28 protein-coding genes and 1 tRNA gene are annotated in these 22,983 nt (G+C 59.4%); 20 read left to right on the top strand and 9 right to left on the bottom strand.

The features are described 5' to 3' along the window. Position 1: 1 nt before the first annotated feature. Positions 2-1,498, top strand: coding sequence for an FAD-dependent oxidoreductase (locus tag AC2444_RS09475; protein ID WP_012757384.1), 1,497 nt, complete (start codon positions 2-4; stop codon positions 1,496-1,498). Positions 1,499-1,663: 165 nt separating this feature from the next. Then, complete coding sequence (locus AC2444_RS09470) at positions 1,664-2,929, top strand: MFS transporter (protein WP_012757383.1); 1,266 nt, start codon at positions 1,664-1,666, stop codon at positions 2,927-2,929. A 30-nt stretch (positions 2,930-2,959) separates the two neighbouring features. On the opposite strand, the gene AC2444_RS09465 is transcribed toward AC2444_RS09470, so the two are convergent. From AC2444_RS09465 to AC2444_RS09455, 3 genes are all read right to left on the bottom strand, one after another. Continuing rightward, entirely contained in the window at positions 2,960-3,211 is a 252-nt protein-coding gene (locus AC2444_RS09465) for a hypothetical protein (protein ID WP_012757382.1), read from the bottom strand. Next, positions 3,211-3,381 carry a hypothetical protein gene (locus tag AC2444_RS09460; protein ID WP_162039352.1) on the bottom strand — a complete coding sequence of 57 codons (171 nt, stop codon included), beginning with the start codon at positions 3,379-3,381 and terminating at the stop codon, positions 3,211-3,213. The genes AC2444_RS09465 and AC2444_RS09460 overlap by 1 nt, the downstream gene beginning before the upstream one ends. A 107-nt stretch (positions 3,382-3,488) precedes the next feature. Then, on the bottom strand, positions 3,489-3,746 hold the full coding sequence (locus tag AC2444_RS09455) for a DUF982 domain-containing protein (protein ID WP_011651896.1): 258 nt from the start codon (positions 3,744-3,746) through the stop codon (positions 3,489-3,491). 549 nt (positions 3,747-4,295) lie between these two features. Here AC2444_RS09455 and AC2444_RS09450 point away from each other — a divergent pair. After that, positions 4,296-5,123, top strand: coding sequence for a nickel-binding protein (locus AC2444_RS09450; protein ID WP_012757380.1), 828 nt, complete (start codon positions 4,296-4,298; stop codon positions 5,121-5,123). Between the two features lie 182 nt (positions 5,124-5,305). Here the strand turns inward: AC2444_RS09450 and AC2444_RS09445 are convergent, their stop codons facing one another. Then, positions 5,306-5,596: a DUF982 domain-containing protein gene (locus tag AC2444_RS09445; protein WP_012757379.1), complete on the bottom strand. Its 291-nt coding sequence runs from the start codon at positions 5,594-5,596 to the stop codon at positions 5,306-5,308. 879 nt (positions 5,597-6,475) lie between these two features. Here AC2444_RS09445 and AC2444_RS09440 point away from each other — a divergent pair. From AC2444_RS09440 to AC2444_RS09430, 3 genes are all read left to right on the top strand, one after another. Beyond that, positions 6,476-6,685 (top strand): hypothetical protein, encoded by a 210-nt coding sequence (locus AC2444_RS09440; protein ID WP_017994017.1) that lies wholly within the window; start codon positions 6,476-6,478, stop codon positions 6,683-6,685. A 251-nt stretch (positions 6,686-6,936) separates the two neighbouring features. Continuing rightward, positions 6,937-7,266, top strand: a complete 330-nt coding sequence (locus AC2444_RS09435; protein ID WP_244432253.1) for a Fic family protein — start codon at positions 6,937-6,939, stop codon at positions 7,264-7,266. Positions 7,267-7,406: 140 nt separating this feature from the next. Then, positions 7,407-8,144: a hypothetical protein gene (locus AC2444_RS09430; protein ID WP_012757377.1), complete on the top strand. Its 738-nt coding sequence runs from the start codon at positions 7,407-7,409 to the stop codon at positions 8,142-8,144. A 19-nt stretch (positions 8,145-8,163) separates the two neighbouring features. Here AC2444_RS09430 and AC2444_RS09425 read toward each other — a convergent pair whose 3' ends face one another. Continuing rightward, entirely contained in the window at positions 8,164-9,657 is a 1,494-nt protein-coding gene (locus AC2444_RS09425) for an FAD-dependent monooxygenase (protein WP_012757376.1), read from the bottom strand. 339 nt (positions 9,658-9,996) lie between these two features. Then, positions 9,997-10,167 (bottom strand): hypothetical protein, encoded by a 171-nt coding sequence (locus AC2444_RS09420; RefSeq protein WP_012757375.1) that lies wholly within the window; start codon positions 10,165-10,167, stop codon positions 9,997-9,999. A 146-nt stretch (positions 10,168-10,313) separates the two neighbouring features. Here AC2444_RS09420 and AC2444_RS09415 point away from each other — a divergent pair, with 146 nt between their 5' ends. Next, positions 10,314-10,541, top strand: a complete 228-nt coding sequence (locus AC2444_RS09415; RefSeq protein WP_012757374.1) for a hypothetical protein — start codon at positions 10,314-10,316, stop codon at positions 10,539-10,541. Positions 10,542-10,620: 79 nt separating this feature from the next. Here AC2444_RS09415 and AC2444_RS09410 read toward each other — a convergent pair whose 3' ends face one another. Together AC2444_RS09410 and AC2444_RS09405 are read right to left on the bottom strand one after the other, a co-directional pair. Beyond that, positions 10,621-10,824, bottom strand: coding sequence for a CsbD family protein (locus AC2444_RS09410; RefSeq protein ID WP_012757373.1), 204 nt, complete (start codon positions 10,822-10,824; stop codon positions 10,621-10,623). Between the two features lie 169 nt (positions 10,825-10,993). Then, positions 10,994-11,221 (bottom strand): hypothetical protein, encoded by a 228-nt coding sequence (locus tag AC2444_RS09405; RefSeq protein ID WP_012757372.1) that lies wholly within the window; start codon positions 11,219-11,221, stop codon positions 10,994-10,996. 268 nt (positions 11,222-11,489) lie between these two features. Between AC2444_RS09405 and AC2444_RS09400 the strand changes: the two genes are divergently transcribed. The 3 genes from AC2444_RS09400 (at position 11,490) to AC2444_RS09390 (ending at position 12,958) form a co-directional block, all read left to right on the top strand. Continuing rightward, positions 11,490-11,684, top strand: a complete 195-nt coding sequence (locus tag AC2444_RS09400; RefSeq protein WP_012757371.1) for a hypothetical protein — start codon at positions 11,490-11,492, stop codon at positions 11,682-11,684. A 126-nt stretch (positions 11,685-11,810) separates the two neighbouring features. After that, positions 11,811-12,011 carry a hypothetical protein gene (locus AC2444_RS09395; protein ID WP_012757370.1) on the top strand — a complete coding sequence of 67 codons (201 nt, stop codon included), beginning with the start codon at positions 11,811-11,813 and terminating at the stop codon, positions 12,009-12,011. Between the two features lie 224 nt (positions 12,012-12,235). Beyond that, positions 12,236-12,958, top strand: coding sequence for a hypothetical protein (locus AC2444_RS09390; protein ID WP_012757369.1), 723 nt, complete (start codon positions 12,236-12,238; stop codon positions 12,956-12,958). A gap of 1,051 nt (positions 12,959-14,009) precedes the next feature. On the opposite strand, the gene AC2444_RS09385 is transcribed toward AC2444_RS09390, so the two are convergent. Beyond that, a tRNA-Lys gene (locus AC2444_RS09385) sits at positions 14,010-14,085 on the bottom strand. 249 nt (positions 14,086-14,334) lie between these two features. On the opposite strand from AC2444_RS09385, the gene AC2444_RS09380 reads away from it, so the two are divergent. The 10 genes from AC2444_RS09380 to AC2444_RS09335 all read left to right on the top strand — a co-directional run bounded on the left by AC2444_RS09380 (position 14,335) and on the right by AC2444_RS09335 (position 22,931). Further along, complete coding sequence (locus AC2444_RS09380) at positions 14,335-15,084, top strand: cytochrome c biogenesis CcdA family protein (protein ID WP_012757366.1); 750 nt, start codon at positions 14,335-14,337, stop codon at positions 15,082-15,084. 215 nt (positions 15,085-15,299) lie between these two features. Next, the gene (locus AC2444_RS09375; RefSeq protein WP_012757365.1) at positions 15,300-16,070 is read left to right on the top strand and encodes an SDR family NAD(P)-dependent oxidoreductase; all 771 of its coding nucleotides are present in this window, start codon (positions 15,300-15,302) and stop codon (positions 16,068-16,070) included. A 111-nt stretch (positions 16,071-16,181) separates the two neighbouring features. Next, on the top strand, positions 16,182-16,976 hold the full coding sequence (locus tag AC2444_RS09370; RefSeq protein WP_012757364.1) for a potassium channel family protein: 795 nt from the start codon (positions 16,182-16,184) through the stop codon (positions 16,974-16,976). A gap of 280 nt (positions 16,977-17,256) precedes the next feature. Next, on the top strand, positions 17,257-17,763 hold the full coding sequence (locus AC2444_RS09365) for an Lrp/AsnC family transcriptional regulator (protein ID WP_012757363.1): 507 nt from the start codon (positions 17,257-17,259) through the stop codon (positions 17,761-17,763). Continuing rightward, positions 17,760-18,923: a saccharopine dehydrogenase family protein gene (locus AC2444_RS09360; protein WP_012757362.1), complete on the top strand. Its 1,164-nt coding sequence runs from the start codon at positions 17,760-17,762 to the stop codon at positions 18,921-18,923. Before AC2444_RS09365 ends, AC2444_RS09360 begins: the two co-directional genes overlap by 4 nt. Before the next feature lie 92 nt (positions 18,924-19,015). Further along, positions 19,016-19,804: an ABC transporter substrate-binding protein gene (locus tag AC2444_RS09355; RefSeq protein WP_012757361.1), complete on the top strand. Its 789-nt coding sequence runs from the start codon at positions 19,016-19,018 to the stop codon at positions 19,802-19,804. A gap of 113 nt (positions 19,805-19,917) precedes the next feature. After that, positions 19,918-20,595, top strand: a complete 678-nt coding sequence (locus tag AC2444_RS09350; protein ID WP_012757360.1) for an amino acid ABC transporter permease — start codon at positions 19,918-19,920, stop codon at positions 20,593-20,595. Beyond that, on the top strand, positions 20,592-21,266 hold the full coding sequence (locus tag AC2444_RS09345; protein ID WP_012757359.1) for an amino acid ABC transporter permease: 675 nt from the start codon (positions 20,592-20,594) through the stop codon (positions 21,264-21,266). Before AC2444_RS09350 ends, AC2444_RS09345 begins: the two co-directional genes overlap by 4 nt. Positions 21,267-21,298: 32 nt before the next feature. Next, positions 21,299-22,027: an amino acid ABC transporter ATP-binding protein gene (locus AC2444_RS09340; protein ID WP_012757358.1), complete on the top strand. Its 729-nt coding sequence runs from the start codon at positions 21,299-21,301 to the stop codon at positions 22,025-22,027. A 112-nt stretch (positions 22,028-22,139) separates the two neighbouring features. Then, entirely contained in the window at positions 22,140-22,931 is a 792-nt protein-coding gene (locus AC2444_RS09335) for an SDR family NAD(P)-dependent oxidoreductase (protein WP_012757357.1), read from the top strand. The last annotated feature ends 52 nt before the right edge of the window (positions 22,932-22,983 follow it).

Here is a 22,983-nt window from a genome sequence, read left to right as displayed (position 1 = left end):
AATGACAGAGAATTCCACAGTCGACGTGCTGATATCAGGCGCCGGGGCTGCCGGCCTGACGCTGGCGATCGAGCTGGCGCGGCGGGGCGTCTCCTTCCGCCTGATCGAAAAATTGAACGACCCGTTCCGCGGTTCCCGCGGCAAGGGCATTCAGCCGCGGAGCCAGGAAGTGTTCGAGGATCTCGGCATTCTCGACCGGATCGTCGCCCAAGGCGGCACCTATCCCAGGCAGCGGGAATATCGTGACGATGGCAGCGTCTGCGAATCCGACGCTGTGGTGGGTGGCGAGCCGACGCCGGCCGAGCCCTATCATCTTCCGCTGATGGTGCCGCAGTTCCTGACCGAAGGCGTGATGCGCGAGCGCCTGCTCGAACTTGGGCATCGCCCCGAATTCGGATGCGAACTCATCGGCTTCGAACAGGATGAGGCGGGCGTGACTGCTCGACTTAAGGGCACATCCGGTGAAGAGACCATCCGCGTGCGTTGGCTCGTCGGCGCCGATGGCGGCCGCAGCTTTGTGCGCCATGCGCTGGATATCGGTTTTCCCGGCAAGACGCTCGGCGTGCGCGCCATGGTCGCCGATGTCATTCTGACAGGGTTGGACCGAGAGGTATGGCATCGCTTCGGCGATGGCGACATGCAGCGGCAGATCGCCATTTGCCCGCTGGCGGGGACGGACCTGTTCCAGATCCAGGGACCCATCCCGCTCGAAGGCGAGGTCGACCTCTCCGCGGCGGGCTTGACCGCCCTGGTGAAGGAACGCACCGGCCGCGACGACATCGAGGTCCGATCGGTCTCCTGGGCGTCAGCCTTCCATATGAACGCCCGGCTTGCCGATCACTACCGGCTCGGCCGCGTGTTCCTGGTCGGCGATGCCGCCCATACGCATCCGCCGACCGGCGGACAGGGGCTGAATACCAGCGTTCAGGACGCCTATAATCTCGGATGGAAACTGGCTGCGCTCACTGCCGGCGCGCCCGACGCGCTGCTCGACAGCTATGAGGAAGAGCGCCGTCCGGTCGCCGCCGCCGTGCTCGGTCTGGCGACCAATCTTCTCGACGCCATGAAGCGAGGCGATATGCGGCGTGGCCGCGATGTGCATCAACTCGATATCGGCTATCCCTCCTCCTCCTTCGCGCTGGAAAAGCCGGAGCGGAACGCCGGCCTGCTTGCGGGCGACCGTGCGCCCGATGCGCCGCTCAAAGGTGTCGCCGGCCAGCCAACGCGCCTGTTCGAACTGTTCAGGGGGCCGCACTGGACGCTGCTCGGCTACGAGGTCGAGCAAGCCGCCGTGCCGCCGCGCCCGGGCCTGCATATCCACAGGATCGGCGAGCGCGGAGATGTCATCGATGAAGGCGGGCATTTCCATGATGCCTACGGTCTGACATCGGGCGACTGGGTGCTCGTGCGTCCGGATGGCTATGTCGGCGCTATCATTGCGTCCGCTCACGCCTGGGCTCTGGAAGCCTATCTCGCAAATGTCGGCCTTGCTGCGTAAGCGGCAACTCAAAGCGTCACGGCCTCGGCGCGTCTGAAGACAGGCGCGCTGCTGGGAACCCGGCTGCGGGAATACCCGCCGCGGCCGCGTAACGCCGGAGAAGCGAGTTTCTCAGGGCGGCCGGCCGCGTGCACCGTCCTAGCCTCAGTCAGAGAGAGAAATGTGATGAGCGACGAACTGCGTCCGATCGATGCTGCCGCAAGCGCCGTGTCGCAGAAACTTGACTGGCGGCTGATGCTGCCGGTTTTCATCATCGTCAGCCTCGATGCCGCCAGCAGCGGCGCCATCCTGCCGTTCCTGCCATTCTACCTCCGGAATCTCGGGGCGTCGCCGCTCGTTCTCGGGCTTGTTCTCGGTGCGGAAGCGCTCAGCCAGTTCGTTGCCGCGCCCTGGCTAGGTCAACTTTCCGACCGTTGCGGACGCAAGAGGGTTTTGCTCGCCAGCCAGGCCGGAGCGTTGATCAGCCTTTTGCTGCTGGCGCTTGCCAACAGCGTCGTCTTCGTGCTGCTGGCGCGGATCCTGCTCGGCCTGACCGCAGCCAATTTCTCGGCCGCGGCAGCCTATGCTGCCGACAACAGCAGCGCCACCACCCGGCGCCAGGCCATCGGCATTCTGAGTGCGGGCCTCGGCCTTGGCGGAATGATCGGACCGAGCCTCTCCGGATACCTTGCCGACACGTCTCTGACGGCGCCGATCTGGGTCGCGCTTGCCCTGTCGGCGACCAGCATGCTGGTGACCGGGCTTTGGCTGAAAGGCGCCGATGCGCCCGGCCGGTTCGGCAACGACAGCGAAGCGGACGAGACGGTCGGCGAGAAGGTTTCCTTCCGAACCCTGCTCGCCTCGCCGGTCATCCGCGTCCTCGTCGCCGTTCTTCTCTGCCACTATTTCTCATACGGGATGTTCAGTTCGCAGCTCGCCGTTTTTCTGGCGGATACATTCACCTGGAATGAACATGCGTTCGGTCCGAAGGAGCTGGGTTACCTCCTGAGCGCCGACGGTGCGATCAACGTCCTGGTCCAGCTTTTCCTGCTGAGATGGCTCGGCGGCACCTTCTCTGAGCGAGGCCTGATCGTCCTGGTCTTCACCATTCTCTCAATTGGTTATGTCACGGCTGGCCTCGCCACCGACATCGTTACCCTCGCCTTCGCCGTCCTTTGCATCAGCACGGGCGTGGCATTGGCGCGGCCGACATTCGTTGCAGCACTCTCCGTGCATGTGCCGCAGCAACGCCAGGGCATCGTCATGGGAGCAACGCAGTCGCTCGTCGCCGTCACCGACATCGTCACGCCGGTCCTTGCCGGCGTCATTCTCGGGCAGAGCTTGTATGGCGCATGGATCGGCGCCGTGGTGGCGATCGCACTGGTCGGAGCCGTCATCGCCCGCAGCCGGCTGCCCGCAATCGATCCGGAGACGAGTGCTACCGGCGGCTGAAGCCTCTTGCCGGTTCGGATCGCCTCAATTTCAGAGAGCGTCGCGCTCGTATCGCGGCGCCCATCCGCGGGCCATCCCGCGGCTCATCACGCTTTCCGCCAGCGCTAGTTGCTGGCGGAGATGTTTGCAGTCGTCGAGCAGGGAACGTATCGCCGCTTTGGCATTGTCGTCATGCCAGGCAAGCACGGCTTCGATTTCCCAGGCCTGATCGGGCCAAGCCTGATCGGACCCAACTTGTTCGGAGCGCACCTGACCGGGTTCCAAGATCCTTGCCGGCCGCATCAGTTCAGCGCCAACGGCAATTGAACCGGACGCGGCAATGGCGGCAGCGGCCGACTGAGTTCGACCTTTCTCTGCCAGGCGGCGCGCCGCTGTTGATCCCGCTCCCGGGCTGCGCGGGACGCTTCGACAAGCGCGAGGGCGTTGGCGATCACCTGTTCCGTATGCGTCATGATCATCTCCAATGTTCCTGTTTTGTTCTAAGTTAGAACTTCAGCAGGAAAAGTCAAGCGTCGGGACGATCTGGCGTTGAGGATAGGTGGGGAAGCGCGGAGAGTATTCAGTCCGCCGCTTCTATGACGGCAATGCCGGCCTCCTGCGCAGCCCTGATGAAGGCTGCCCGAACGTGTTCCGGTGGGAGGTCGCCGATAATCGCATCCAGGCACGACTTGACGGCCTCGAAATACTCTTCGCCGTCGTCTACCGGCCAGTCGCGCAGGAGCGTGCGCGCGGCGTCCCACACAGAGTTAATAACGGCATAATGGCCGAGCCCCATTGAGGCCAAGCCAACCGGTCGAAAATGTGCCGTCTGTCTCACTTTGCTACAGCTTTTCCCAATTTCGGTGGAGCTATGGAATACGATGCAATTTGCGTGCCGTTGGCAGGTCGCCTACCGGGACGAAAGCTTGGCTTTTGATCCTAGAACAGGATGATTTAGGCCCGGGTCGGCCTGAAATCTGAATCCTGTTCCACACTATAGAGTTAGAGCATGATGTCTTCCGAAAACCGCTCACACTTTTCGGCATTATGCTCAGGTCAATCATGGCCGTAACAGACGTGTTTCTCCATCCCTCCCGGGTCCGGCAGCCGCCGCGTTTGAGAACATGGAACGCCTGAAGACCCCGACAGCTCCCCCGACCAGTCATTAAGCGACTGATTATGGTAAATATCGGGCTTTCCATCCCACTCCCGCTGATTAAAACTCAGTCTTTCCTTTTATACTCTATAAGGATTACAGCAACTCATATGCATTGCTGGAAGCAAGAACCTCTCTAATCATTCATTGATTGTGCCAGAGGTGGACGGAGTTTCGTCCCGGTCGTACAATGCCATCTCCTGCACGCGGCGGATCTGGGAGGAGCGCGCGATGCCTATTTTCATGGACCGGCACTTTCTTGAAGGAACGTCAGCGGCTGACGTTGCCCGGGCGCATCGCATGGATCTCGATATCCAGGACAAGTACGGCGTCAAGTTCCTGACCTACTGGTTCGATCAGCGGCGCGGGACCGCCTTTTGCCTCGTGGATGCGCCGGATGCGGAGACTGCGCAATGCGTGCATCGCGAGGCCCATGGCTTCGTCGCCGGCGAGATCGTCGAGGTCGCCCTGTCGGCGGTCGAGGCTTTTCTCGGCCGAATTCACGATCCTGAGCCGACGCCTGGCCAGTCGTCCAGCGACGTCGATCCCGGCCACCGGGCAATCCTGTTTACCGACATCGTCGGATCGACGGCGATGACATCGCGCCTCGGCGACCGCATTGCGACCGAAATGGTCAGGGCCCATGACTCTATCGTGCGCCGATGCCTGAGCCAGAATTCAGGTCGCGAAGTGAAACACACCGGCGACGGCATCATGGCGGCCTTCGCCGCGACAACGGCAGCCGTCGCATGCGCCATGGCGATCCAGCAGGAATTCGAGCGTTACAACGGCGGAAACACCGAGCCTATCCATATCCGCATCGGAGTGGATTGCGGCGAACCGGTCGAGGACAGCAACGATCTGTTCGGCTCGACCGTGCAACTTGCCGCGCGACTCTGCGCGGCAGCCTCCAGCGACCAGATCCTGGTCTCGGAGAATATTTTTCGGGAATATGGCGCCGCCGATCTCTTCACTCACGCAACGCGCCGACGGTTCAAAGGATTTTCGAAGCCCATGCTGGTCTTCCGATGCGACTGGGCGAGTGCGGGCGTAAACTAAGATCTACTGGATCCGACACCCGAATAGCCGGCTGCCTCTTGGCAAGGCTTGCCGCGTCGCTCTGCGGCCAAGAAATAGGCGATCATCCGATCTGTTGATATCGAAACCAGAACGCGCCGCAACTGATGTGACGGCGCGCCATCCGTGCCATGCAAACGGCCCCCAACAGGCCTATAATCTGACTAAGCATTACCAATTTGGTGGTTCATCGGTCCGTCGAATTTGGGGCCACCCTCGACCTTCGCAAGGACGCCAGCCATGTTCAGGAACCGCCGGAAATTCTCGCGCGCAGCGCTCAGCGGGAAACGCCCATTGGCCGCATCTCTGCACGCCTTCAACAGCGTGTCATATGCCAAGCCCCGTTTGTCCTCCGGCCACCCGTCCAGAACATCGAAGATTTCATCGAGGCACGTGACCTCATCGATGATATGTTGACGATGAAGCAGAATCGGATCAAACCGAGTTGACGACATAGTATCCTCCCATTTATATTACTTTTTATGGTGTAATTTTACTCAAAAACCGCAATCTATTCAAGTCGAAATCGCGTCCACTTGACTATTAACGTCGCGAAACTACTTCCATAACGACAGAATAGCCCGACCAGGTTAGACTTACGTGAATTTAATCATCAACTGAGGCGCGACGCATCACGATTATAGATTGATTGATCAATCGTGCGAATGTTTCGGCTCAGGTGAGCGTGATCTAGCGGGCCACAAGTTTTCGTATAGGCTCGCGTTGGCATGGTAGATTGCGACCATGACAAGCTTATGAGGAGACGTTCAGATGAACCGATTTTTTCCATTGGTAGTGGGAGTGCTGATCAGTGTGTCCGCGTTCACGTCTTCCTGCACATCGCCTGCAAGGCAGGATCACCAGGACTTTCAATATCAGCGGAATACATCGGTAAACCCGGCATGTGCGGATGGGTTCAGACCCAGCAATGCTCGCTCGTGCAGCTATTGAAAGGCATAGAGCCGGAAATTGGTCCTGCGCCGAAGGTGGCACGCTACAGCAATTGGACCGGTTGGGAACTCCAAGCCCTGCCTCACCGTTAAGTGATCGGGTCACAATGGCCCGACACTAAACAGGAGAACGCTTTCCCATGAACAATTTGATCTGGCTTGTCGGCGCTGTCGTTATCGTGCTCGCGATTTTGAGTTTCTTCGGCTTCCGCTGATTGCAGACACGTGCTGATGGAAATGTCGTGGCTCAACCGCGTCTTCCCTTCCGGCGATCGGACGGACGATGAATCCTCCGCGCCGATGGATCGCTGAACAGCGACTTAACAGTACCTTTCCGGTCATAAGACAGTAGGCAAAGGGTTGGGTTGGATGGTACGATGCGACATGGCAAAAGAAACGAAATTAGGTCGATCTGCTGAATCCGGCCGGTTTGTCACACGTCCGATCGGTGAAAAGAAGGCGGAGAAATTCGCCGCGGTCGAAGGTTTGAAGATGAGTGCCGGTTCCAAGGCGCTGTCGCAGAAACTAACGTCCGGCGACCTCAAGGGGGACGCTTACCGCCGAGAGATACTTAAAGCCTTCAAGAAAGTCTGACGGGTGGTCCGTTACAATGCCGTCGAGGATCCGCTCTGTTATCCAGGCACTCACCTCCTACGCAACAAGGCAGATATCGAAGATCAAGACCAGCTTGATCAATTCGAACAGCTGATGTTCGATTCCCGCGGCAACGGAAGCTCTGCCAGAGGGCAATTGGGATTTCGCGCACTATCGGGCGCTGCACCATCATTTTTTCCAGGATGTATACGAGTGGGCCGGGAATATCCGAACGATCCGCACCGGCAAGGGTGACAGTTGGTTCGGTTATCCTGAATATCGAGCCGGAGGCCAAGCGGCTGTTTGCTCAATTGGCAAGCCGCGAATATCTCGCCCAAGCCGGAAAAAAGGACGCCTTCGCTGAAGACTCCGCATGGTTTCTGGCGGAAATCAACGCGATCCATCCATTCCGCGAAGGTAATGGACGGATTCAGCTGGTCTTTCTGACGATTCTGGCGCGCAATGCAGGATATGAGATCGATGAAGACCAACTGCGCCCTGGGCCGTTTCTACAAGCGATCATCAAAAGCTTCCACCGCGAGTTGGCGGCTCTCGTCAACGAAATCCGGCGAATGATTTAGGCCGCAACAGGCAATCTCCCCCACCGCCGCTTCTTCGCAGAATGACGTGTGATCAGCGCAAAAAGTGGATGATCACCCCCTCGGCCTTCCTTTACAATCAGTCGTTTCGGCCTCCCAAGGCAGACGGCAAAGGAAAATCGATGGCTCGTCTTATGGGTCCGGATGAAGCGGCTCAATCGGAAAAGCGAACTGCAAAAGCCGATCGGCCGGATGGCCTGTCGCGGAACGTTACGGCCATCAAGGTCGGCGACTGTCTGCTGGGTTACAAGGCCGTCCAGCGCCGTACGCGGGCCAGCCGTTGGAACCATTTCCGCGGCCGGATGCGCGAGATCGAAAAATTGATCAGGCATCGCCACGGAGACATCGTGCCGGAGGCCGATGACGCATTGATTTACGTCGAGGTGATCGCCGGCCTCGCCTTGGTCGAATTCAAGGAAGAGTTTGTCGAGGTGGTCCTCGGCTGGGCGGCGCGATGGCTTCCCTGGGCTGGCAAAGCCGAGATAGAGGACGTCATCTACGAGCGGACAAAGGTGCGCTTTTCCGACTTGTCCGCCGACGCCCTCGGCCATGCTTTGCACTTAAGCTACGCAGAACGGAGCGCCCTCGATATCCGCACCATCGGTGCCTTCGATGTGCCGAAACGGAAGAGAGCAAAACTTCAAAAGGAAAAGCGGCGGCAGCGGGACCGAAGCCGAAAAGAGGAGCAGCGCCGTGCCGCCGGCGCGCTTTCCAGAGCCGATTACCTCGCCAATTCTTTCAGCCAAGTGCGCCCCTGGGAGGCTTTCGGCATCAGCCGCCGGACATGGGAACGCCGGGGTAAGCCGATGCCGGATGCCACAACGATATCGGATTGCGATCCGATCTCGCTCGCCGCTTAGGTCAGCGCTTTTTCGGCGTTTAGCCGTGTGATCCGAACCAGCTATTCATCGCCTCTTGCAGACCATCCTGCGTCCTGTCGCCTACCCACGCCACATATCCATCCGGCCGGATCAACACTGCCATTGGCGCGGAGACCAAGCCCAGCGCAGGCAGCTCCCATGCGCCGTCATATCCGGCGTCAACCAATTTGATGCGGTCCGAGCACGGCGCGATGTCGAAGCTGCCGGCCGCGCCGAGGTTCAAGAACACCGGCCGCGCATCCTGGAGCAGCTTATAGACGCGCGTGGGACCATCAGGCGTGGTGAGGTCGAGGTCAGGCATGCGGCGGCCGAGCAGCGGATGCCCCTCGCCGAACTCGTAGTGGATCGCCAATCCGGACATTTCGGCAGCGATCCGTTTGCGCGGCTCCTCCATGCCGAGCAGCTCCGTTACCACGTCACGCAAGGCTTCGGTGCGATCGTCGGTGCGCTGCAATGCCACCTGCGCCATCGTCATGCGCAACACGCGGGCAGCAACCGGATGCCGCTCGGCGTGATAGGTGTCGAGCAAGGCGTCAGGCGACGTGCCTTTCACCACCTGGGCCAACTTCCAACCGAGATTGACGGCATCCTGCACACCGGTATTCAGGCCCTGCCCGCCGACCGGAGAATGCACATGGGCGGCATCGCCAGCGAGGAGTACCCGGCCCTTGCGGTAGGCCGTTGCCTGCCTGGACATGTCGGTGAACCTGGAAATCCAGTTGACGCGATGGAGTCCGTAATCCGTTCCGAATGCAGCAATGAGCGCTTCTTTGAGATCACTGAGCGTCGGTTCAGTCGTCGCGCCGGCATTCGTCTCCGGCACCATCACGCCGATCGGACCCTCTTTGGCAAAGACGATCTTGCCGTCGTGAATTTCATACTCCTCCCTGCCGAAGGCATAGATGCCAAGGGCCGTGCGATGGATGCCCAATGGCGGCTCCTCGTCCATCTCTACTTCGGCGAGAATGTTGCCGGTCGTCGGATCCCATCCTTCAAACGCGATGCCGGCAGCCTTGCGAACCAGACTGCGGCCTCCATCGCAGCCGACGAGATAGCCTGCCCTGAGCAACGCGGCATCGGAGAGATCAAGGGTGACGCCGGTATCGTCCTGCGCGAAACCCGTTACCTCAAGGCCGCGATAGATCGGCACCGCCAACTCGCCGACCCAGCCGGCCAGAATGCGCTCGATATGCTTCTGTCGCAGCGCCAGCCCGTAATTGTGCCGGGTCGGAAAATCGCTGATATCAAGCCGCGTGACCGCAAACCCCGTGACCTGGGCTATCTGCCCTTCCGCGAGGAACCGGTCGACGATGCCGCGCTGATCGAGAACCTCGAGCGTGCGCGCACTCAGACCGCCGGCCCGCGTACCTGCAAGCTCCTGATTGGGTCGGCGCTCGACGATGGCGACGTCGACGCCCGCCAAGGCCAGTTCGCCTGCCAGCATCAGGCCCGTCGGCCCTGCCCCTGATATCACGACTGCATGTTCCCTCATCCGTAAACTCCTCTGTTCCGGCGCACTCTCTCAGGGTTCCAGACAGAGCTGGCCCCCACTGCTTCTCCCCAATCTCATCGCTTCTGCGCAGATGCCGATTTTCTCTGTCGCAGGTTGTTCTCCCTATAATAAGAGTTCCATACTGGTTGGAAGGACTTGCGACAGGATGTCGGGCTTGCTTTCCGAAGCCATATTCTTTGCCACTTGCTGATCTGGTGCCATGGAGCACAGGCGTTTCAGTACGACCTGACTGGGTGGGCGCCGGATTTTGACAGGCATCTTCCCCGGTCATCGTCTGTTCTCGAACGGCGATCAATCAATGACTTGGAAAGAGGTATCTTACTGCGGAGCCGGAGCTTTTTGCGGAATCGTCTCGGCCGCCGGTCGCTCGGACGGATCGGCGGGATGGCCATAGATCGTGTACGCAGCCCCCGCCAGCACCCCCAGGACGAGAAGAGCGAGTACGTACAGCATCATGCCGCGGATGGCCGTCTTCGGTGTCTTGTCCATCAGGGATCTCCAGGATTGCTCAGCGGTCAAATTCAATGCGAGCGCTTTTGGTTCTGACGCGGCGGTTGTTCAAGTGAGTAGCCGCTCACGGAACGATCAGGTTCGGATTTGGTTAATCCACATCCTCATCGCTAGCGGAGGCCACCATGTGGGCAATCCTCACCGGAGCCGCTCTCATCATCGGCGGAGTTCTTTTTCTCTTTACGTCGGCGCTTGGTCGAAGACCGAGTGATCCGCATCGAATGCCGCAAGGCGGCACCACGCTGGAACCCCGGCGCCAAGGCCTCAGGTTCCTCGGCCTATCGCAAAACTGGCCGGCGCTCGCCGTGATCGCGCTCGGCGTCCTTCTCCTGGCTTTTGGCGGATATTCATGACGTCCGACGGACATCAGCCGCCTTAACTCCACTCCTTCGGCAGCAAAAACCCGGCTTTCACCGGGTTTTTGTTCTGTGACTACCAAGTTTGGCGACCAGACCAGTCATCGATGTCGCGTTTAATACGATCCTTTTCGATGCCATACCGCTCCTGGATCTTGCCCTCCAGCTGGTCGCGCTTGCCGGCGATCTGGTCGAGATCGTCGTCAGTGAGTTTGCCCCACTGCTCCTTGACCTTGCCCTTCGCCTGCTTCCAGTTTCCTTCGATACGATTCCAATCCATGGTGGATTTCTCCTGTTGTTGATGAGGAGAAAACGGACCGCAGCGGAATTTGGTTCCTGTGTCTGAGCCAATTTCTTAAACCGTCGCGTGACCTGTATCGACGCACATAAACGACAGGTTAGGCCATTCGCGCAGGCGCTCGCCAGCAGCGGATCGCCATCGGCTCATTTCAGTGTTTGAGCAAATGCGCACCTATTGTACCGACCATAGTGCGGAGATCATCTTTTGATCGTACCCCATGCTCGAACATGGAGATCAACTCTTGAGCTGCTTTGATTGCACTTGGGCTATCCTTGGCGCAGCAGCGCGCGGCGCACCATTCGTCATAGATGTCTTTGATCATTGTGAGGTCTTCTGGACCCAGTGCCGACTTGGAGCCGTGCATACCTTGAAACATCGCAATCCTCCCAGATGCTGACGTGACACGTAACCACAACGAACTGATTTTATAACAACTTCCAGAAATTTCAATGGGTGGCATGGCACCGAGTGAAGCTCAATTCCTGCGGGAAAGACGCAAGGCGCTACCCATCTCAAATCAAACCCACACTCCAAACAAGGAAATCTGAATAAATTTTTGGAGCTATACTAGATGTTGAAAATATTTATCTAGGACTAAGCAAATATTTCTTTGCGTGTTATACTGTACCAGCGGGAGAGGAACAATGTCACTCAATGTATTCGTTAGCCTCTACAATTTAGGCGGCCTGGACGCACTTAACGTTTCCCTGCGAAGCCTTTCAGATGACGAAAGGCTTGGCGCTTTACTCTCGCTTGAGAAGATAGGGTACGAAGTGATCTGGAATGCCCAGCGAAAGCCGGCTTCTGCATATGTGTGGAGCGGGCCGAACGAGAATTAGTTGCCAGATGGGACAAAGACCTATCACGACAATGAGGGTGAGACCTCACGACCTTGTGTCTCCCTTCACCCGCTTAAAAAGCAGATGTTCCACCCTCCTATCGATCCGAAGGAAGCGAGGGCGATCATGATCCGATCCCAGATAGCCGACGCACAAACCGTGTTGAGCGACGAAGAAGTTGCCCTCTGCCAGAGAGTATTCGACCACATCAGCTCGATGCGACAAATCACAACAGACACCGAGCGCGAAGATCTTGCTCGGCGGGTTATCCATTCGTACCAGCATGGGGTGAAGGATGAGGGCGCGTTACTGCGTCTGCTGATCTAAGATTGCGGCGGCGGCCTGCGGGCAATGGAGAAATCACTCACTCGGAAGTAATTAGGACGCCAGAATGCTTAGTGATGCAATAATCGCCAAAGCAATTGACCCAGATTGATTATTGGCTAACTCCAGAACGGCGCGGCGTGTCTCCTGCCGCCAATTCATGCAGCCACCCCTTGCATAGGTTGCTCAGCACTATCTATGCTCTCGGGAAACTTGAGGGAGTTGCGATGAAGTTCTGGTACGAGCGCTATGGAGTATGGGTTGCGCTCACAGTTTTTATTCTGGTCAGCATCCTATCATTGGTTGGATTCAGCCCAACACACCAGCTTCTGCAAATGATGTGCTCGCCAGCCGATAAAGGAGATTGCTTTCGCCAATGGGCGTCCGCTACCAGCGGCTGGTTCGGAGGCGCAGTTACGCTCGCCACGCTGATTGTTCTTTCGCGACAGATCAGTGACATACGAAATCATCATCGGGAGACGATGCTGCACGCGACGCGCCCCACCTATTTGAGAGCGATGCGATTGAACGATGCTGTTAGGTTCGCTCGCATAACCCTGAAACTGCTCGCGGACGCGATTACGAAAGTTGATCAAAACGGCGAGACCATGGAGGGATTTTTCTCGATAATGGCCTGCATTAGGTCATTGAATGAGGAACTTTCTCGTCCAGAATTCGATAACTTTGAAAATGACATAGGCTATGTCGGTATCGGCTCCGCATTCGCGATCAGATCCGGCCTGCGGACTATCCTTGAGTTTGGGGAGTTTACTGTGGAAGCGGCAAAGCGTGATCTGAATCGAAAGATCGACAGTGCCGCGTTCGAAGACTTCAAAGCGAAAGCTTCCTACCAAAAGTATACGGAACTCTATTTTGAAGGCATCTCGGCAGAAGCGGATAAGTACATCCGACATTGGGAAGCAACATCTGGCGGCGCGGTCATGCGATGACTTCCTGACTCCTCGAAAAGTCGTTCCTGCAGCGCCGTCACGCCTCGCGGACGGCTGCTGTGGTGATGAGATCGCCGGTCGATCCATCGAAAATTTGATCAACTTGATGCCGGCCTACAGATGAATCCTGACCAGGCGGGGCCAATTTTCTGCAACACTGCTGACGGCCGCAAGCAGCCCGCTTATGCGAGATGGGGAGTGCCTTCGCCGCCTCACATACCTGCCGCGCGAGCGCTCTCATCTAAATCGATCGACGACGCGTATGCACGGTCCTGCTTGAGCTTTCGGATGCGCTTCAACCTCTGTTGAGCATGCATAACGACTTATAGATCAATAACCGGGCACCGTAACAGCGCCGGAGTGCCGCGACACCATCGGGCGGGGGAGCAAGCTTGGTTCGGCGTTCTGCGGGCTCCACTTCGATGGCAACTGTCATCGGGGTACCCTCTTAGCTTAATCGGAGCTACCGTGCGCAGCTGTATCCTCGACTAGCGACGAAATTGCAATGAAAATGGCCCATAAGGCGAATTGAAACAGGTCCTCCCTAACCGTCATTGTGGTATTCAACCAGCCCATTGAGTCAACAAAATCGTCAATTCGATCGTTCAAACCGGTGGGCGGAACTACATTGTGCGCGATATCATTCCGGATTTTGTTCAGCTTCTTGGCTGATTGCCAAAGGTCATGGTCCTCGGGACAAAATGCCTCAGCTAGGCAGATAGCCTGATACGTCGCAATCCGACCATCTTTCAGAGCACTGGGCTTTCGGAGCCGTGAAGATATAACTTTCCACACTTGCTCTTCTACTAGGAGGTGGCCCTTCAATATGATCAATGTAAGGTCTTGGCTGCGAGGGAGCAATTTTAAGAATCTTCTAAAATCTGCCACCTGCTCGTCCGTGATCGGCTGGCTTGACATTTAGACCTCTTCTAAACCAGGCGTGCGCGGCTATGGCTCCTATGAATGAGCCGTCGAATCGTTGGCGACGGGGTTAGCCGACGGCCAACACAGCTTTAATATGTCATTCAGAATATTGATTTCAAAGGAATTTTGGTGAGAGCGTCGGGGTTCGAACCCGAGACCTACTGATTAAAAGTCAGTTGCTCTACCAGCTGAGCTACGCTCTCCCTCTCCGCGGGTGTGACCACCCCGGCTGGAAGTGGGCGGAACATAGGCAGGCGACCCATTGCGGTCAACCGAAAAATTTGCCTTTTTCCGGTGGTCGGCACATTTCTTGCTGGCGCGAAGGCATCTCGCGCGCGCAAAGCAAATGTCTGGCGTGCAAAGACAGATTTCCTGCGCGCGCAAAAAGGTGATTGGCAATCGCTTGCCTGCAAAGCTAGGAACATCACGCAGATTGCAGCCGGAGAGAATGCGTGTCGATTGCCGATATTTCCCTGTGGAGCGCGTTGATTGCCGGGGCGCTTTCCTTTCTGTCGCCCTGCGTGCTTCCCCTCGTCCCGCCCTATCTCTGCTATATGGCCGGCATCTCCGTCGAGCAGTTTCGCGGCGGCGGTGCAGTGGCGGTGGCGCCCGACGTCAGGCGCGGCGTATTCTTTTCCGCACTGCTCTTCACGCTCGGCTTTGCCACCGTCTTCGTAGCGCTCGGCGCCGGTGCTTCCAGCATCGGCATGGTGCTTCGCCAGCATCTCGACCTCCTGTCGAAGATCGGCGGGCTGATCATCATCGTCATGGGGTTGAACTTCCTTGGCCTCTTTCGAATCGGGGTGCTGGCGCGTGAGGCGCGCTTCCAGGGCAGCGGCAAGCCGGCGACGCTGACGGGCGCCTATATCATGGGCCTTGCCTTCGCCTTCGGCTGGACGCCCTGCATCGGCCCCGTGCTTGGCGCAATCCTCGGCGTTGCCGCCTCGCGCGAGACGGTCGGCTCCGGCGCCGGGCTGCTCGCCATCTATTCGCTCGGCCTTGCCATCCCCTTCTGGATCGCCGCCGGCTTTTCCGGCTCCTTCATGCGCTTCCTGTCGCGCTTCCGCCGCCATCTCGGCACGGTGGAAAAGGTGATGGGTCTGTTCCTCGTGCTTACCGGCCTCGCCTTCCTGTTCGGATGGGTCAGCAATGTGGCGATCTGGTTCCAGCAGACCTTTCCGATCCTGATGCAGATCGGCTAGGCCACCGGCTGCCGATTTTCCAGGCCATGGTGCAGGTGCGCGGGCTCCTCCGCTTCCTTCCGCGCCGTCTGTCGTCGTGTGCAGGTATCGGAAAAAGCGTCCCACGTTGCCGGATCGCCCATTGGTCAAAGAGACACTCCTCAGCATGCTGAGAATATCTGGCATCCGCACGCCGACACTGCCATAAATGGAGCTTCATCGAGGGAGGCATCGTGATGCAGAAGAATGCGCCGGACTTCAGCCTTGAGGGCAAGGTGACTTTGGTGACAGGAGCGAGCCGCGGCATCGGTCGAGCTTGCGCACTTGCCTGCGCCGCAGCAGGTTCCAATATTGTTTTAGGGGTCCGCGATGTCGCGGCGTCGGCGGACCTGGTTGCCGAACTCGAGGGCGCGGGCCGAAAAGTTCTCCCTGTTGAACTGGACATCCCCAACAAGGCCCATATCGCACAAGCCGTCGACGCGGCGCTTGCGACATTCGGCCGGATCGACGTCCTCGTCAACAACGTCGGCGTGGCTCCAGGCAATCTCGCGGAACTCGTCGAAGAGAAGGATCTTGACGAGATACTCGACGTCAACATCAAGGGTACCTTTCTGATGACGCAGGCTGTGGGCCGGCACATGATCAAGCGCAACGGCGGCCGGATCATCAACATCAGCTCACAGGCCGGCACCGTGGCACTGCGCGGCGAGGCAATCTATTGCATGAGCAAGGCGGCCATCAATCACCTCACGCGCTGCCTTGCAGCCGAATGGGCACGCTATGACGTCACCGTAAATACCGTATCGCCGACATTCATTCACACCGATGGCACAGCGCCTTTTCTATCCGACGCCGACAATCGGGAAGCGACGCTCGGTCACATTCCGCTCGGCCGGATCGGTGAGACCGATGATGTGGTGGGTGCCGTCGTCTTCCTTGCATCACCGGCTGCGAGCCTGATTACCGGCGCTAATCTGCTGGTAGACGGTGGATGGTCCGTCGCCTGAGATCGAGGCGGCCCCTGCAGGGCAAGTCCTGTCCAGACGAGAACAACGATTTGCCGGACAAGGATCTCTTCGGCGACTTGCGGACGCCGATGAGGGATCTACATTCCCTGGATGAAAACTTTCGAATCCGACGACGGCTCTCTGCAGAATTCGCTTCGTCAGGTGCTGCGAGGGCTCGATAGGGCCGACGGCAGGCAGGCGATTGCCTTTCGGCTGGTATTTGCTGCCATTGACGTCGCCATTCTCGCCTTCTTCCTGCTCGGTCCGTACCTGCGATCCGGTCCGTCCTATCTGATCATCGACTATGCGATAGCAGTGTGGATCGCCGCCGAGATGGTCGGCCGGGCGGTCGCCGCATTCTCTTTGCGCGAGTGGATTCGGCGACCGATGACCTGGATCGACTTCGTGGTGCTGGCCACGCTGTTGCTGCCGGACCTGCTCTTCAATTTCGCTTTCCTGCGGATCATGCGGTTCTGGGCGATCGGCACCAGTCCGCTGCTCAAGGACTTGCTGCGCAAGGCCGGCTATTTGTACCTTCTCGACGTCGTCCGGGCGGTGATCAATCTCCTTGTGTTCCTCTTCATGGCAACCGGGTTCGTCTATACGTCCTTCTTCTACAACAGGGAGGGAAGCGAAGGATTCGTCGATGCGCTATACTTCACGGTCGCGACGGTGACGACGACGGGATTCGGAGACATCACGCTTCCGGGAACGCTGGGCAAGCTCACTTCCGTTGTGACGATGATCGTCGGCATCTCCCTATTCGTCAGGCTTGCTCAGGCAGTGGTCCGCCCTCACAAAGTGACCTATTCCTGTCACCGATGCGGCCTCCAGCGCCATGACGCCGACGCCGTTCATTGCAAGGCGTGCGGAGAGGTCTTGAACATACCGGACGAGGGATCGTGACCGTCGACCCTGGCTAGCCGATACGCCAGGAATTCGCACGCAGTCGTTGTCTGAGAGAGCGCCTCAAGATCGTATTGAACGTGGAATCTTGCGAGCGAGTTAATCGTCGCGGCAAAACGCCGACGGCCGCCTTGGCGTGCCTGGCCCTGAAGGGCCCGCATTCTCGTCGATTGAATGCCGAATGATTGATGTGCTTGCCTTTCAAAAGAAAATGCCTAGGATATCTTCAGTTTTATAAGAAATATCTTCAGATTTTTTCTATTTATGAAAGCCATGACCATTGCGAGAACATCTCGATCAGACCGACCGGCGACTGGTTAAACTGCTGTCGGAGGATGCGCAGCTTGGCGTCAATCGCCTCGCCGAGAAGATGGCGATCTCTGTTCCGACAGTGCGTATGCGCTTGCGAAACCTCCTGGGCCGCAACCTGCTCAAGATCGTCGGATTGCTGAACCTGACCGAGCGTCCGGAATTGATCTCGGCCATTGTCGGCATCAATGCCCAGGGGCGCGGGCAGGCCCGGAAACTGGCGGAACGCATCTCCGAGCTGCCTTTCGTGAACTCCGCCTGCGTGGTCACCGGGCGCTTCGACATTATCGTCGACGTGACAGTGGTCGGCGATGTCGCCGATCTCTACCGCGTCACCAGCGAGTTGATCCCGGGCGCGGGCGAGCCGGGCGAAGTCGTGCGCAGCGAGACCTTCGTCGTCATGGCATCATGCAACAAGTGGGTCAGCCTGCCGGAAGGTTGCTGGTCGGACGAGAATCCTCGAAAGGAAAGCGCGTGAAGATCGCGGTACTTGGCGGCCTCGGGTTGCAAGGGCGCGCCGCGATCACCGATCTCGTCGCCAGCGACGGTGTCGAGCGAGTGGTCTGTTTCGATACCGCGCCGGATGGCGCGGCCCTGCTTGCCGGACTGACAGACATTGGCCGCATTCGTTTCGTGGTGCCGGAAGGCCCGATCGGTCCAACGCTGGCGGATGTGATGGAGGACGCCGACGCGGTCATCGACCTCTTGCCGCAGCCGCTGATGCGCGAGGCGGTTCTCGCGGCGATCGCCACAGGCACGCCGCTCGTCACCACCAATTACGGCAAGGCCATCGCCGATCTCGATCCCGCGGCCACGACGGCGGGCGTTTCGATCATGACCGAATGCGGGCTCGACCCCGGCATCGATCTGGTGCTTTACGCGCGTGCCGCCAGTCAGTTCGACACCATCACCTCCATCGACTCCTATTGCGGCGGCATCCCCGAGCCGAAAGCGACGACCGAGCCGCTACGCTATAAGGTGAGCTGGAACTTCGACATGGTCTTGACGAGCCAGAATCGCGACAGCGTGCTGGTCGAAAACGGCGAACGGGTCGACGTGCCCGCCGCCCGGCAACACGACAACCGTTTCATCCATCAGATCGAGTTCGCGGGCCTCGGCAGGCTGGAGGCCTTTCCGAACGGCGATGCGCCGCACTATTCCGACATGCTCGGCCATGCCAAAGGGCTGCGGCGCGGTGGCCGCTATTCACTGCGTTGGCCGGGCTGGTCGGCTTTTTGGGCTCCGCTGAAGGAACTCGGCTTCCTCTCCGAAGACAAGGTGCCGGGCATTGGCACCAGCCCGCGCGAATTTCTCGGCCGGATGCTCGGTCCGAAATTACAGTATGGTGTCGATGAGAAGGATCTTTGCGTGATGCGCAACGTGTTCTCCGGCAGCGAAGGCGGCCGCCGCAAGACAGTGACATCGGACCTGATCATAGAGCGCGACCTGACGTCCGGGCTGTTCGGCATGAGCCGCGGCGTCGGCTATCCCGCCAGCATCGTGGCGCAGATGTTGGCCCGCGGCGAGATCGCTAAGCCTGGCCTGCTCAACCCGCTGATGCATGTGCCGGACGGTCGCTTCCTCGACGAGTTGGCCAGGCGCGGCATCCGGGTTTCCGAGACGGTCAGCTGGGATTGAGAGTTTCGAACGCGGTCGCCGCCGGGAACGGCGCCGAGGTTCAAAAGGCACCCACGGGTGGGTAGGACAACGACAACCGGGAGAAATATGAAATGAACATTACCAAGTTTTTCGCCGCAGCGGTCGCGCTTGCCAGTATCGCCGCCGCCGCCAATGCCGGAACGCTCGACGACATCGCCAAGCGCGGCGAGCTGCGCGTCGCGGTGCAGACACAAGGCCCTCCCTTCTCGTTGGTCGACGCGGCCGGCGAACGGACCGGCAGCTCGGTCGAGCTCGCCGAATTGATGGCCAAGGAAATGGGCGTGAAGATCACCTTCCTTGATTTCGACTGGGATGGCCTGATCCCGGCGCTGTTGTCCGGAAAGGCCGATCTCCTGGTCGCCGACATGACGCCGACGCTGGCGCGGGGAATGAAGGTCGCCTTCACCAAGCCCTACATGTATACCGGCAGCACCGTCTTCACCAAGGCCGGCGGCAAGTTCAACACGACCGGAGACTGCAAGGCCAAGGGCACCAAGATCGCGGTACTGCTCGGTGCCACCGGCGAGAAAGAGGCCAAGGCCGCCTTTCCCGATGCCGAGATCAAGAGCTACAAGGGTGGCGGCCCGCTGCTGCTCGATGCCGTCAATAACGGCCAGGCCGATTGCGGCGTCAACGACGTCTCGGCGGTCAAGGGTCAGTCAACGGCTTATCCGGCCGGCAGCTTCACCATTATGCCCGACATGCTGTCGAAGGAGCCGTTGGCATTCGCCACGCGCTATGACGAACCGGACCTGTTGATCTGGATGAACCAGTTTCTCGACCAGGTCACCCTCGACGGCCGTCTGCAGAAAAACCTCGATTATTGGGTCAACTCCGACAACTGGAAGAAGGATCACTAAGCCCGACCCATGGTTCAAGCATCCATCTGATCCGGCCGGTTTCGCGCGCGCTTCGGCGTCGCGAGACCGTCCGGGACATTTCGTCTTCCGCCGTCTGGGATAGGCCATTCGCCATGCTCGAGAACTTCAGCTTCCGCGCCATCGTTGAATATCTGCCCTTGTTCGGGCAGGGTCTCTTCACGACGGTGTGGCTGTCGCTCCTCTCCTTCGCCGGTGCGCTCGCCGTTGGCATCGTGCTCGTCGCCATGAACCTGCAGCCCGCCCGGCTGTTTCGCCTTCCCGCCAGGGCCTTCATCGACGCGGTGCGGGCCACACCCTTGCTGGCGCAGCTCTATTTCCTCTATTTCGGTCTGCCTCGCCTCGGCTTCATCCTGCCGGAACTCGTTGTCGGCATTCTCGCCTTGTCGCTGAACAGCGGTGCCTATATTGCCGAGATCATCCGTGCCGGCATCCTGTCGATCCACCGCGGCCAGGTGGAGGCAGGCATCGCTTCGGGCATGACCTTCATCCAACGCATGCGCTTCGTCATCCTGCCGCAAGCCTTCAAGGTGACGATTCCACCATTGCTCGGCCAAGCGATCGTGCTGGTCAAGGATTCGGCCTTGCTATCGTTGATTTCGGTCGCCGAACTGACCCGTGCCGGGCAACTGCTCGCCTCCGACCGCTTCATGCCCGCCGAAGGGTTCATGACCATCGCGGCCTTCTACCTCCTGCTCTATTACGGCCTGAAGGGGCTAGCGGCGCTATCCGCGTACTGGCTCGGATTGGCGCCGACAGGAGCGCGGACATGATCTGGCAGCAGTTGCAGAGCCTCGCCGGCAGCTATCCCCTCGCCTTGCGTGGCCTCGGCATGACCGTCGCGTTGTCGCTGATTAGCCTGGTGCTCGGTACGCTGATCGGCTTTTGCCTCGGCATCCTTCGGACTGGTGGAAGCCGGCTTTTAAGCGCAGCGATCGGCTCCTGGGTCGACCTGATCCGCGGCACGCCGTTCCTGGTGCAGATCTTTCTGATATTCTTCATTCTGCCGGAATTCGGCATCGAGCTCGACGCCTTCAGTGCCGGCATCATTGCTCTGACAAACCTCGCGGCTTGTTTTATCTGCGAGATCGTCGCCGCCGGCATCCGCGCCGTTCCAACCGGCCAGATCGAGGCGGCGCTGGCGTCCGGGCTGTCACGGTGGCAGAGGATGCGCCAGGTCGTGCTGCCGCAGGCGATGCGGATCGTGTTGCCGCCACTGGTTGGCCAGTACGTGCTGCTGATCAAGGATTCCTCCGTCGTCTCGGCCATCGGGCTCACCGACCTCACGCGGGTCGGCTGGCTGGTGGTGCAGCGGGTGCCGAATGGGCTCCTGGTCTTCTTCCTGGTCGGCGTGGGTTATTTCATTGTCTGCTATCCGCTCATCATGCTCGCCCGCCGTCTGGAGCTTCGAATGGGCGCGGCCCATGGCGAGGTGCGATTGTGACGCCGCCGCAGAATCCGAAAGGTTGAACCAGCATGATCGAGTTTCGCGCCGTCAATAAATGGTTTGGCCCACTTCATGTGCTCAAGGATATCACGCTCGACGTCGCGCCGCGCGAGGTCGTCGTCGTCTGCGGTCCATCCGGCTCGGGCAAGAGCACCTTGATCCGTTGCGTGAACGGTTTGGAGACGATCCGTGACGGTGACTTGGTTGTCGACGGTCAGCGTCTCGGCGATCGCACCACCAACATGACACTATTGCGCGCGGAGATCGGCTTTGTCTTCCAGTCGTTCAATCTCTATCCGCACAAGACAGCGCTGGAGAACGTCACGCTGGCGCCAATGCACGTGCGCAAGATCCCGCGCGCCGAAGCCGAGAAGGCCGGCCGCGAGCTGCTGGCCAAGGTCGGGCTCGCGGACAAGGTCGATGCTTACCCCGCGCAACTGTCGGGCGGCCAGCAGCAGCGCGTGGCCATCGCGCGCTGCCTCGGCATGCGCCCCAAGATCATGCTGTTCGACGAACCAACCTCGGCGCTCGATCCCGAGATGATATCGGAAGTGCTCGATGTCATGGTCGCCGTCGCGGAGGAAGGCATGACGATGATGGTGGTGACCCACGAAATGGGCTTCGCCCGCAAGGTCGCGCAACGCGTGGTGTTCATGGACGCCGGCGCCATCGTCGAAAGCGGCACGCCGGATGAATTCTTCGCCCACCCGAAGACCGACCGCAGCCGCGCCTTCCTCGGCAAGATTCTGCGCCACTAGAGCCCGTTGATCGGTTCCTTCCCCTACGCGAAAGGATTATCCGCATCGTTGGCTGTTGCTAGACCGGCCGCCAGTTCATACGTTCTGTCATCCAACCTCAAAGGAGCAGAAGATGCAGATCGACCTTACAGGCAAGACCGCTCTGGTTACCGGATCCACCGAAGGCATTGGATACGCAATCGTCCGCCAGCTCGCGAGGGCGGGGGCGAACGTGGTGGTCAACGGCCGGTCCGAGGAAAAGACCGCGAAGGCCGCCGACCGCCTGAAAGGCGACGGCGCCAAGGGAAGCGTGACCGCGGCGGCAGCGGATCTCGCAACCGCTGGCGGATGTAACGCTCTTGTCGCCCAGGTTCCTCACGTGGACATCCTCATCAACAACGCGGGCATCTTCCAGCCGCTGGACTTCTTCGATGCGGACGACGAGGTATGGGACCGCCACTGGCAGGTGAACGTCATGTCCGCCGTCAGGCTTTCGCGCGCATATCTTCCGGGCATGCAAAAGCTCGATTGGGGCCGCGTCATCTTCATCGCGTCCGAATCCGGCTTTAACATACCGGTCGAGATGATCCACTACGGTGTCAGCAAGACCGCGGACATCGCGGTTGCCCGCGGCCTTGCCAAACGCATGGCCGGCACCGGCGTCACCGTGAACTCCGTCCTTCCCGGCCCCACGCTGTCGGAAGGCGTCGAGGCGATGCTCGCCGAGGAACGTGCGAGGACAGGGAAACCGATCGAGGAGGTGGCGGCGGACTTCGTCAAGAAGCACCGCGCCGGTTCGATCATCCAACGCGCCGCGAGCGTCGAGGAAATCGCCAATCTCGTCACCTATCTGGCCTCCCCTTTGGCGTCCGCAACGACTGGAGCTTCGATGCGCGTGGACGGAGGCCTGATCGACACGCTCTGACGGACTCCACCGACCGGCCACTGCACCGTCTTCGTCGGAAGTTGTCTCCGCG

This window comes from Rhizobium sp. WSM1328, assembly GCF_057653715.1.
The sequence above is the reverse complement of the archived record's forward strand: the minus strand, read 5'-3'. Positions and strand labels throughout refer to the sequence as shown.

Bases quoted from the DNA above. Each gene is read 5' to 3' on its own strand.
- AC2444_RS09475 (WP_012757384.1), top strand. From the start codon at position 2: ATGACAGAGAATTCCACAGTCGACGTGCTGATATCAGGCGCCGGGGCT.
- AC2444_RS09470 (WP_012757383.1), top strand. From the start codon at position 1,664: ATGAGCGACGAACTGCGTCCGATCGATGCTGCCGCAAGCGCCGTGTCG.
- AC2444_RS09465 (WP_012757382.1), bottom strand. From the start codon at position 3,211: ATGCGGCCGGCAAGGATCTTGGAACCCGGTCAGGTGCGCTCCGAACAA.
- AC2444_RS09460 (WP_162039352.1), bottom strand. From the start codon at position 3,381: ATGACGCATACGGAACAGGTGATCGCCAACGCCCTCGCGCTTGTCGAA.
- AC2444_RS09450 (WP_012757380.1), top strand. From the start codon at position 4,296: ATGCCTATTTTCATGGACCGGCACTTTCTTGAAGGAACGTCAGCGGCT.
- AC2444_RS09445 (WP_012757379.1), bottom strand. From the start codon at position 5,596: ATGTCGTCAACTCGGTTTGATCCGATTCTGCTTCATCGTCAACATATC.
- AC2444_RS09440 (WP_017994017.1), top strand. From the start codon at position 6,476: ATGGCAAAAGAAACGAAATTAGGTCGATCTGCTGAATCCGGCCGGTTT.
- AC2444_RS09430 (WP_012757377.1), top strand. From the start codon at position 7,407: ATGGCTCGTCTTATGGGTCCGGATGAAGCGGCTCAATCGGAAAAGCGA.
- AC2444_RS09425 (WP_012757376.1), bottom strand. From the start codon at position 9,657: ATGAGGGAACATGCAGTCGTGATATCAGGGGCAGGGCCGACGGGCCTG.
- AC2444_RS09420 (WP_012757375.1), bottom strand. From the start codon at position 10,167: ATGGACAAGACACCGAAGACGGCCATCCGCGGCATGATGCTGTACGTA.
- AC2444_RS09415 (WP_012757374.1), top strand. From the start codon at position 10,314: ATGTGGGCAATCCTCACCGGAGCCGCTCTCATCATCGGCGGAGTTCTT.
- AC2444_RS09410 (WP_012757373.1), bottom strand. From the start codon at position 10,824: ATGGATTGGAATCGTATCGAAGGAAACTGGAAGCAGGCGAAGGGCAAG.
- AC2444_RS09405 (WP_012757372.1), bottom strand. From the start codon at position 11,221: ATGTTTCAAGGTATGCACGGCTCCAAGTCGGCACTGGGTCCAGAAGAC.
- AC2444_RS09400 (WP_012757371.1), top strand. From the start codon at position 11,490: ATGTCACTCAATGTATTCGTTAGCCTCTACAATTTAGGCGGCCTGGAC.
- AC2444_RS09395 (WP_012757370.1), top strand. From the start codon at position 11,811: ATGATCCGATCCCAGATAGCCGACGCACAAACCGTGTTGAGCGACGAA.
- AC2444_RS09390 (WP_012757369.1), top strand. From the start codon at position 12,236: ATGAAGTTCTGGTACGAGCGCTATGGAGTATGGGTTGCGCTCACAGTT.
- AC2444_RS09375 (WP_012757365.1), top strand. From the start codon at position 15,300: ATGCAGAAGAATGCGCCGGACTTCAGCCTTGAGGGCAAGGTGACTTTG.
- AC2444_RS09370 (WP_012757364.1), top strand. From the start codon at position 16,182: ATGAAAACTTTCGAATCCGACGACGGCTCTCTGCAGAATTCGCTTCGT.
- AC2444_RS09355 (WP_012757361.1), top strand. From the start codon at position 19,016: ATGAACATTACCAAGTTTTTCGCCGCAGCGGTCGCGCTTGCCAGTATC.
- AC2444_RS09350 (WP_012757360.1), top strand. From the start codon at position 19,918: ATGCTCGAGAACTTCAGCTTCCGCGCCATCGTTGAATATCTGCCCTTG.
- AC2444_RS09345 (WP_012757359.1), top strand. From the start codon at position 20,592: ATGATCTGGCAGCAGTTGCAGAGCCTCGCCGGCAGCTATCCCCTCGCC.
- AC2444_RS09340 (WP_012757358.1), top strand. From the start codon at position 21,299: ATGATCGAGTTTCGCGCCGTCAATAAATGGTTTGGCCCACTTCATGTG.
- AC2444_RS09335 (WP_012757357.1), top strand. From the start codon at position 22,140: ATGCAGATCGACCTTACAGGCAAGACCGCTCTGGTTACCGGATCCACC.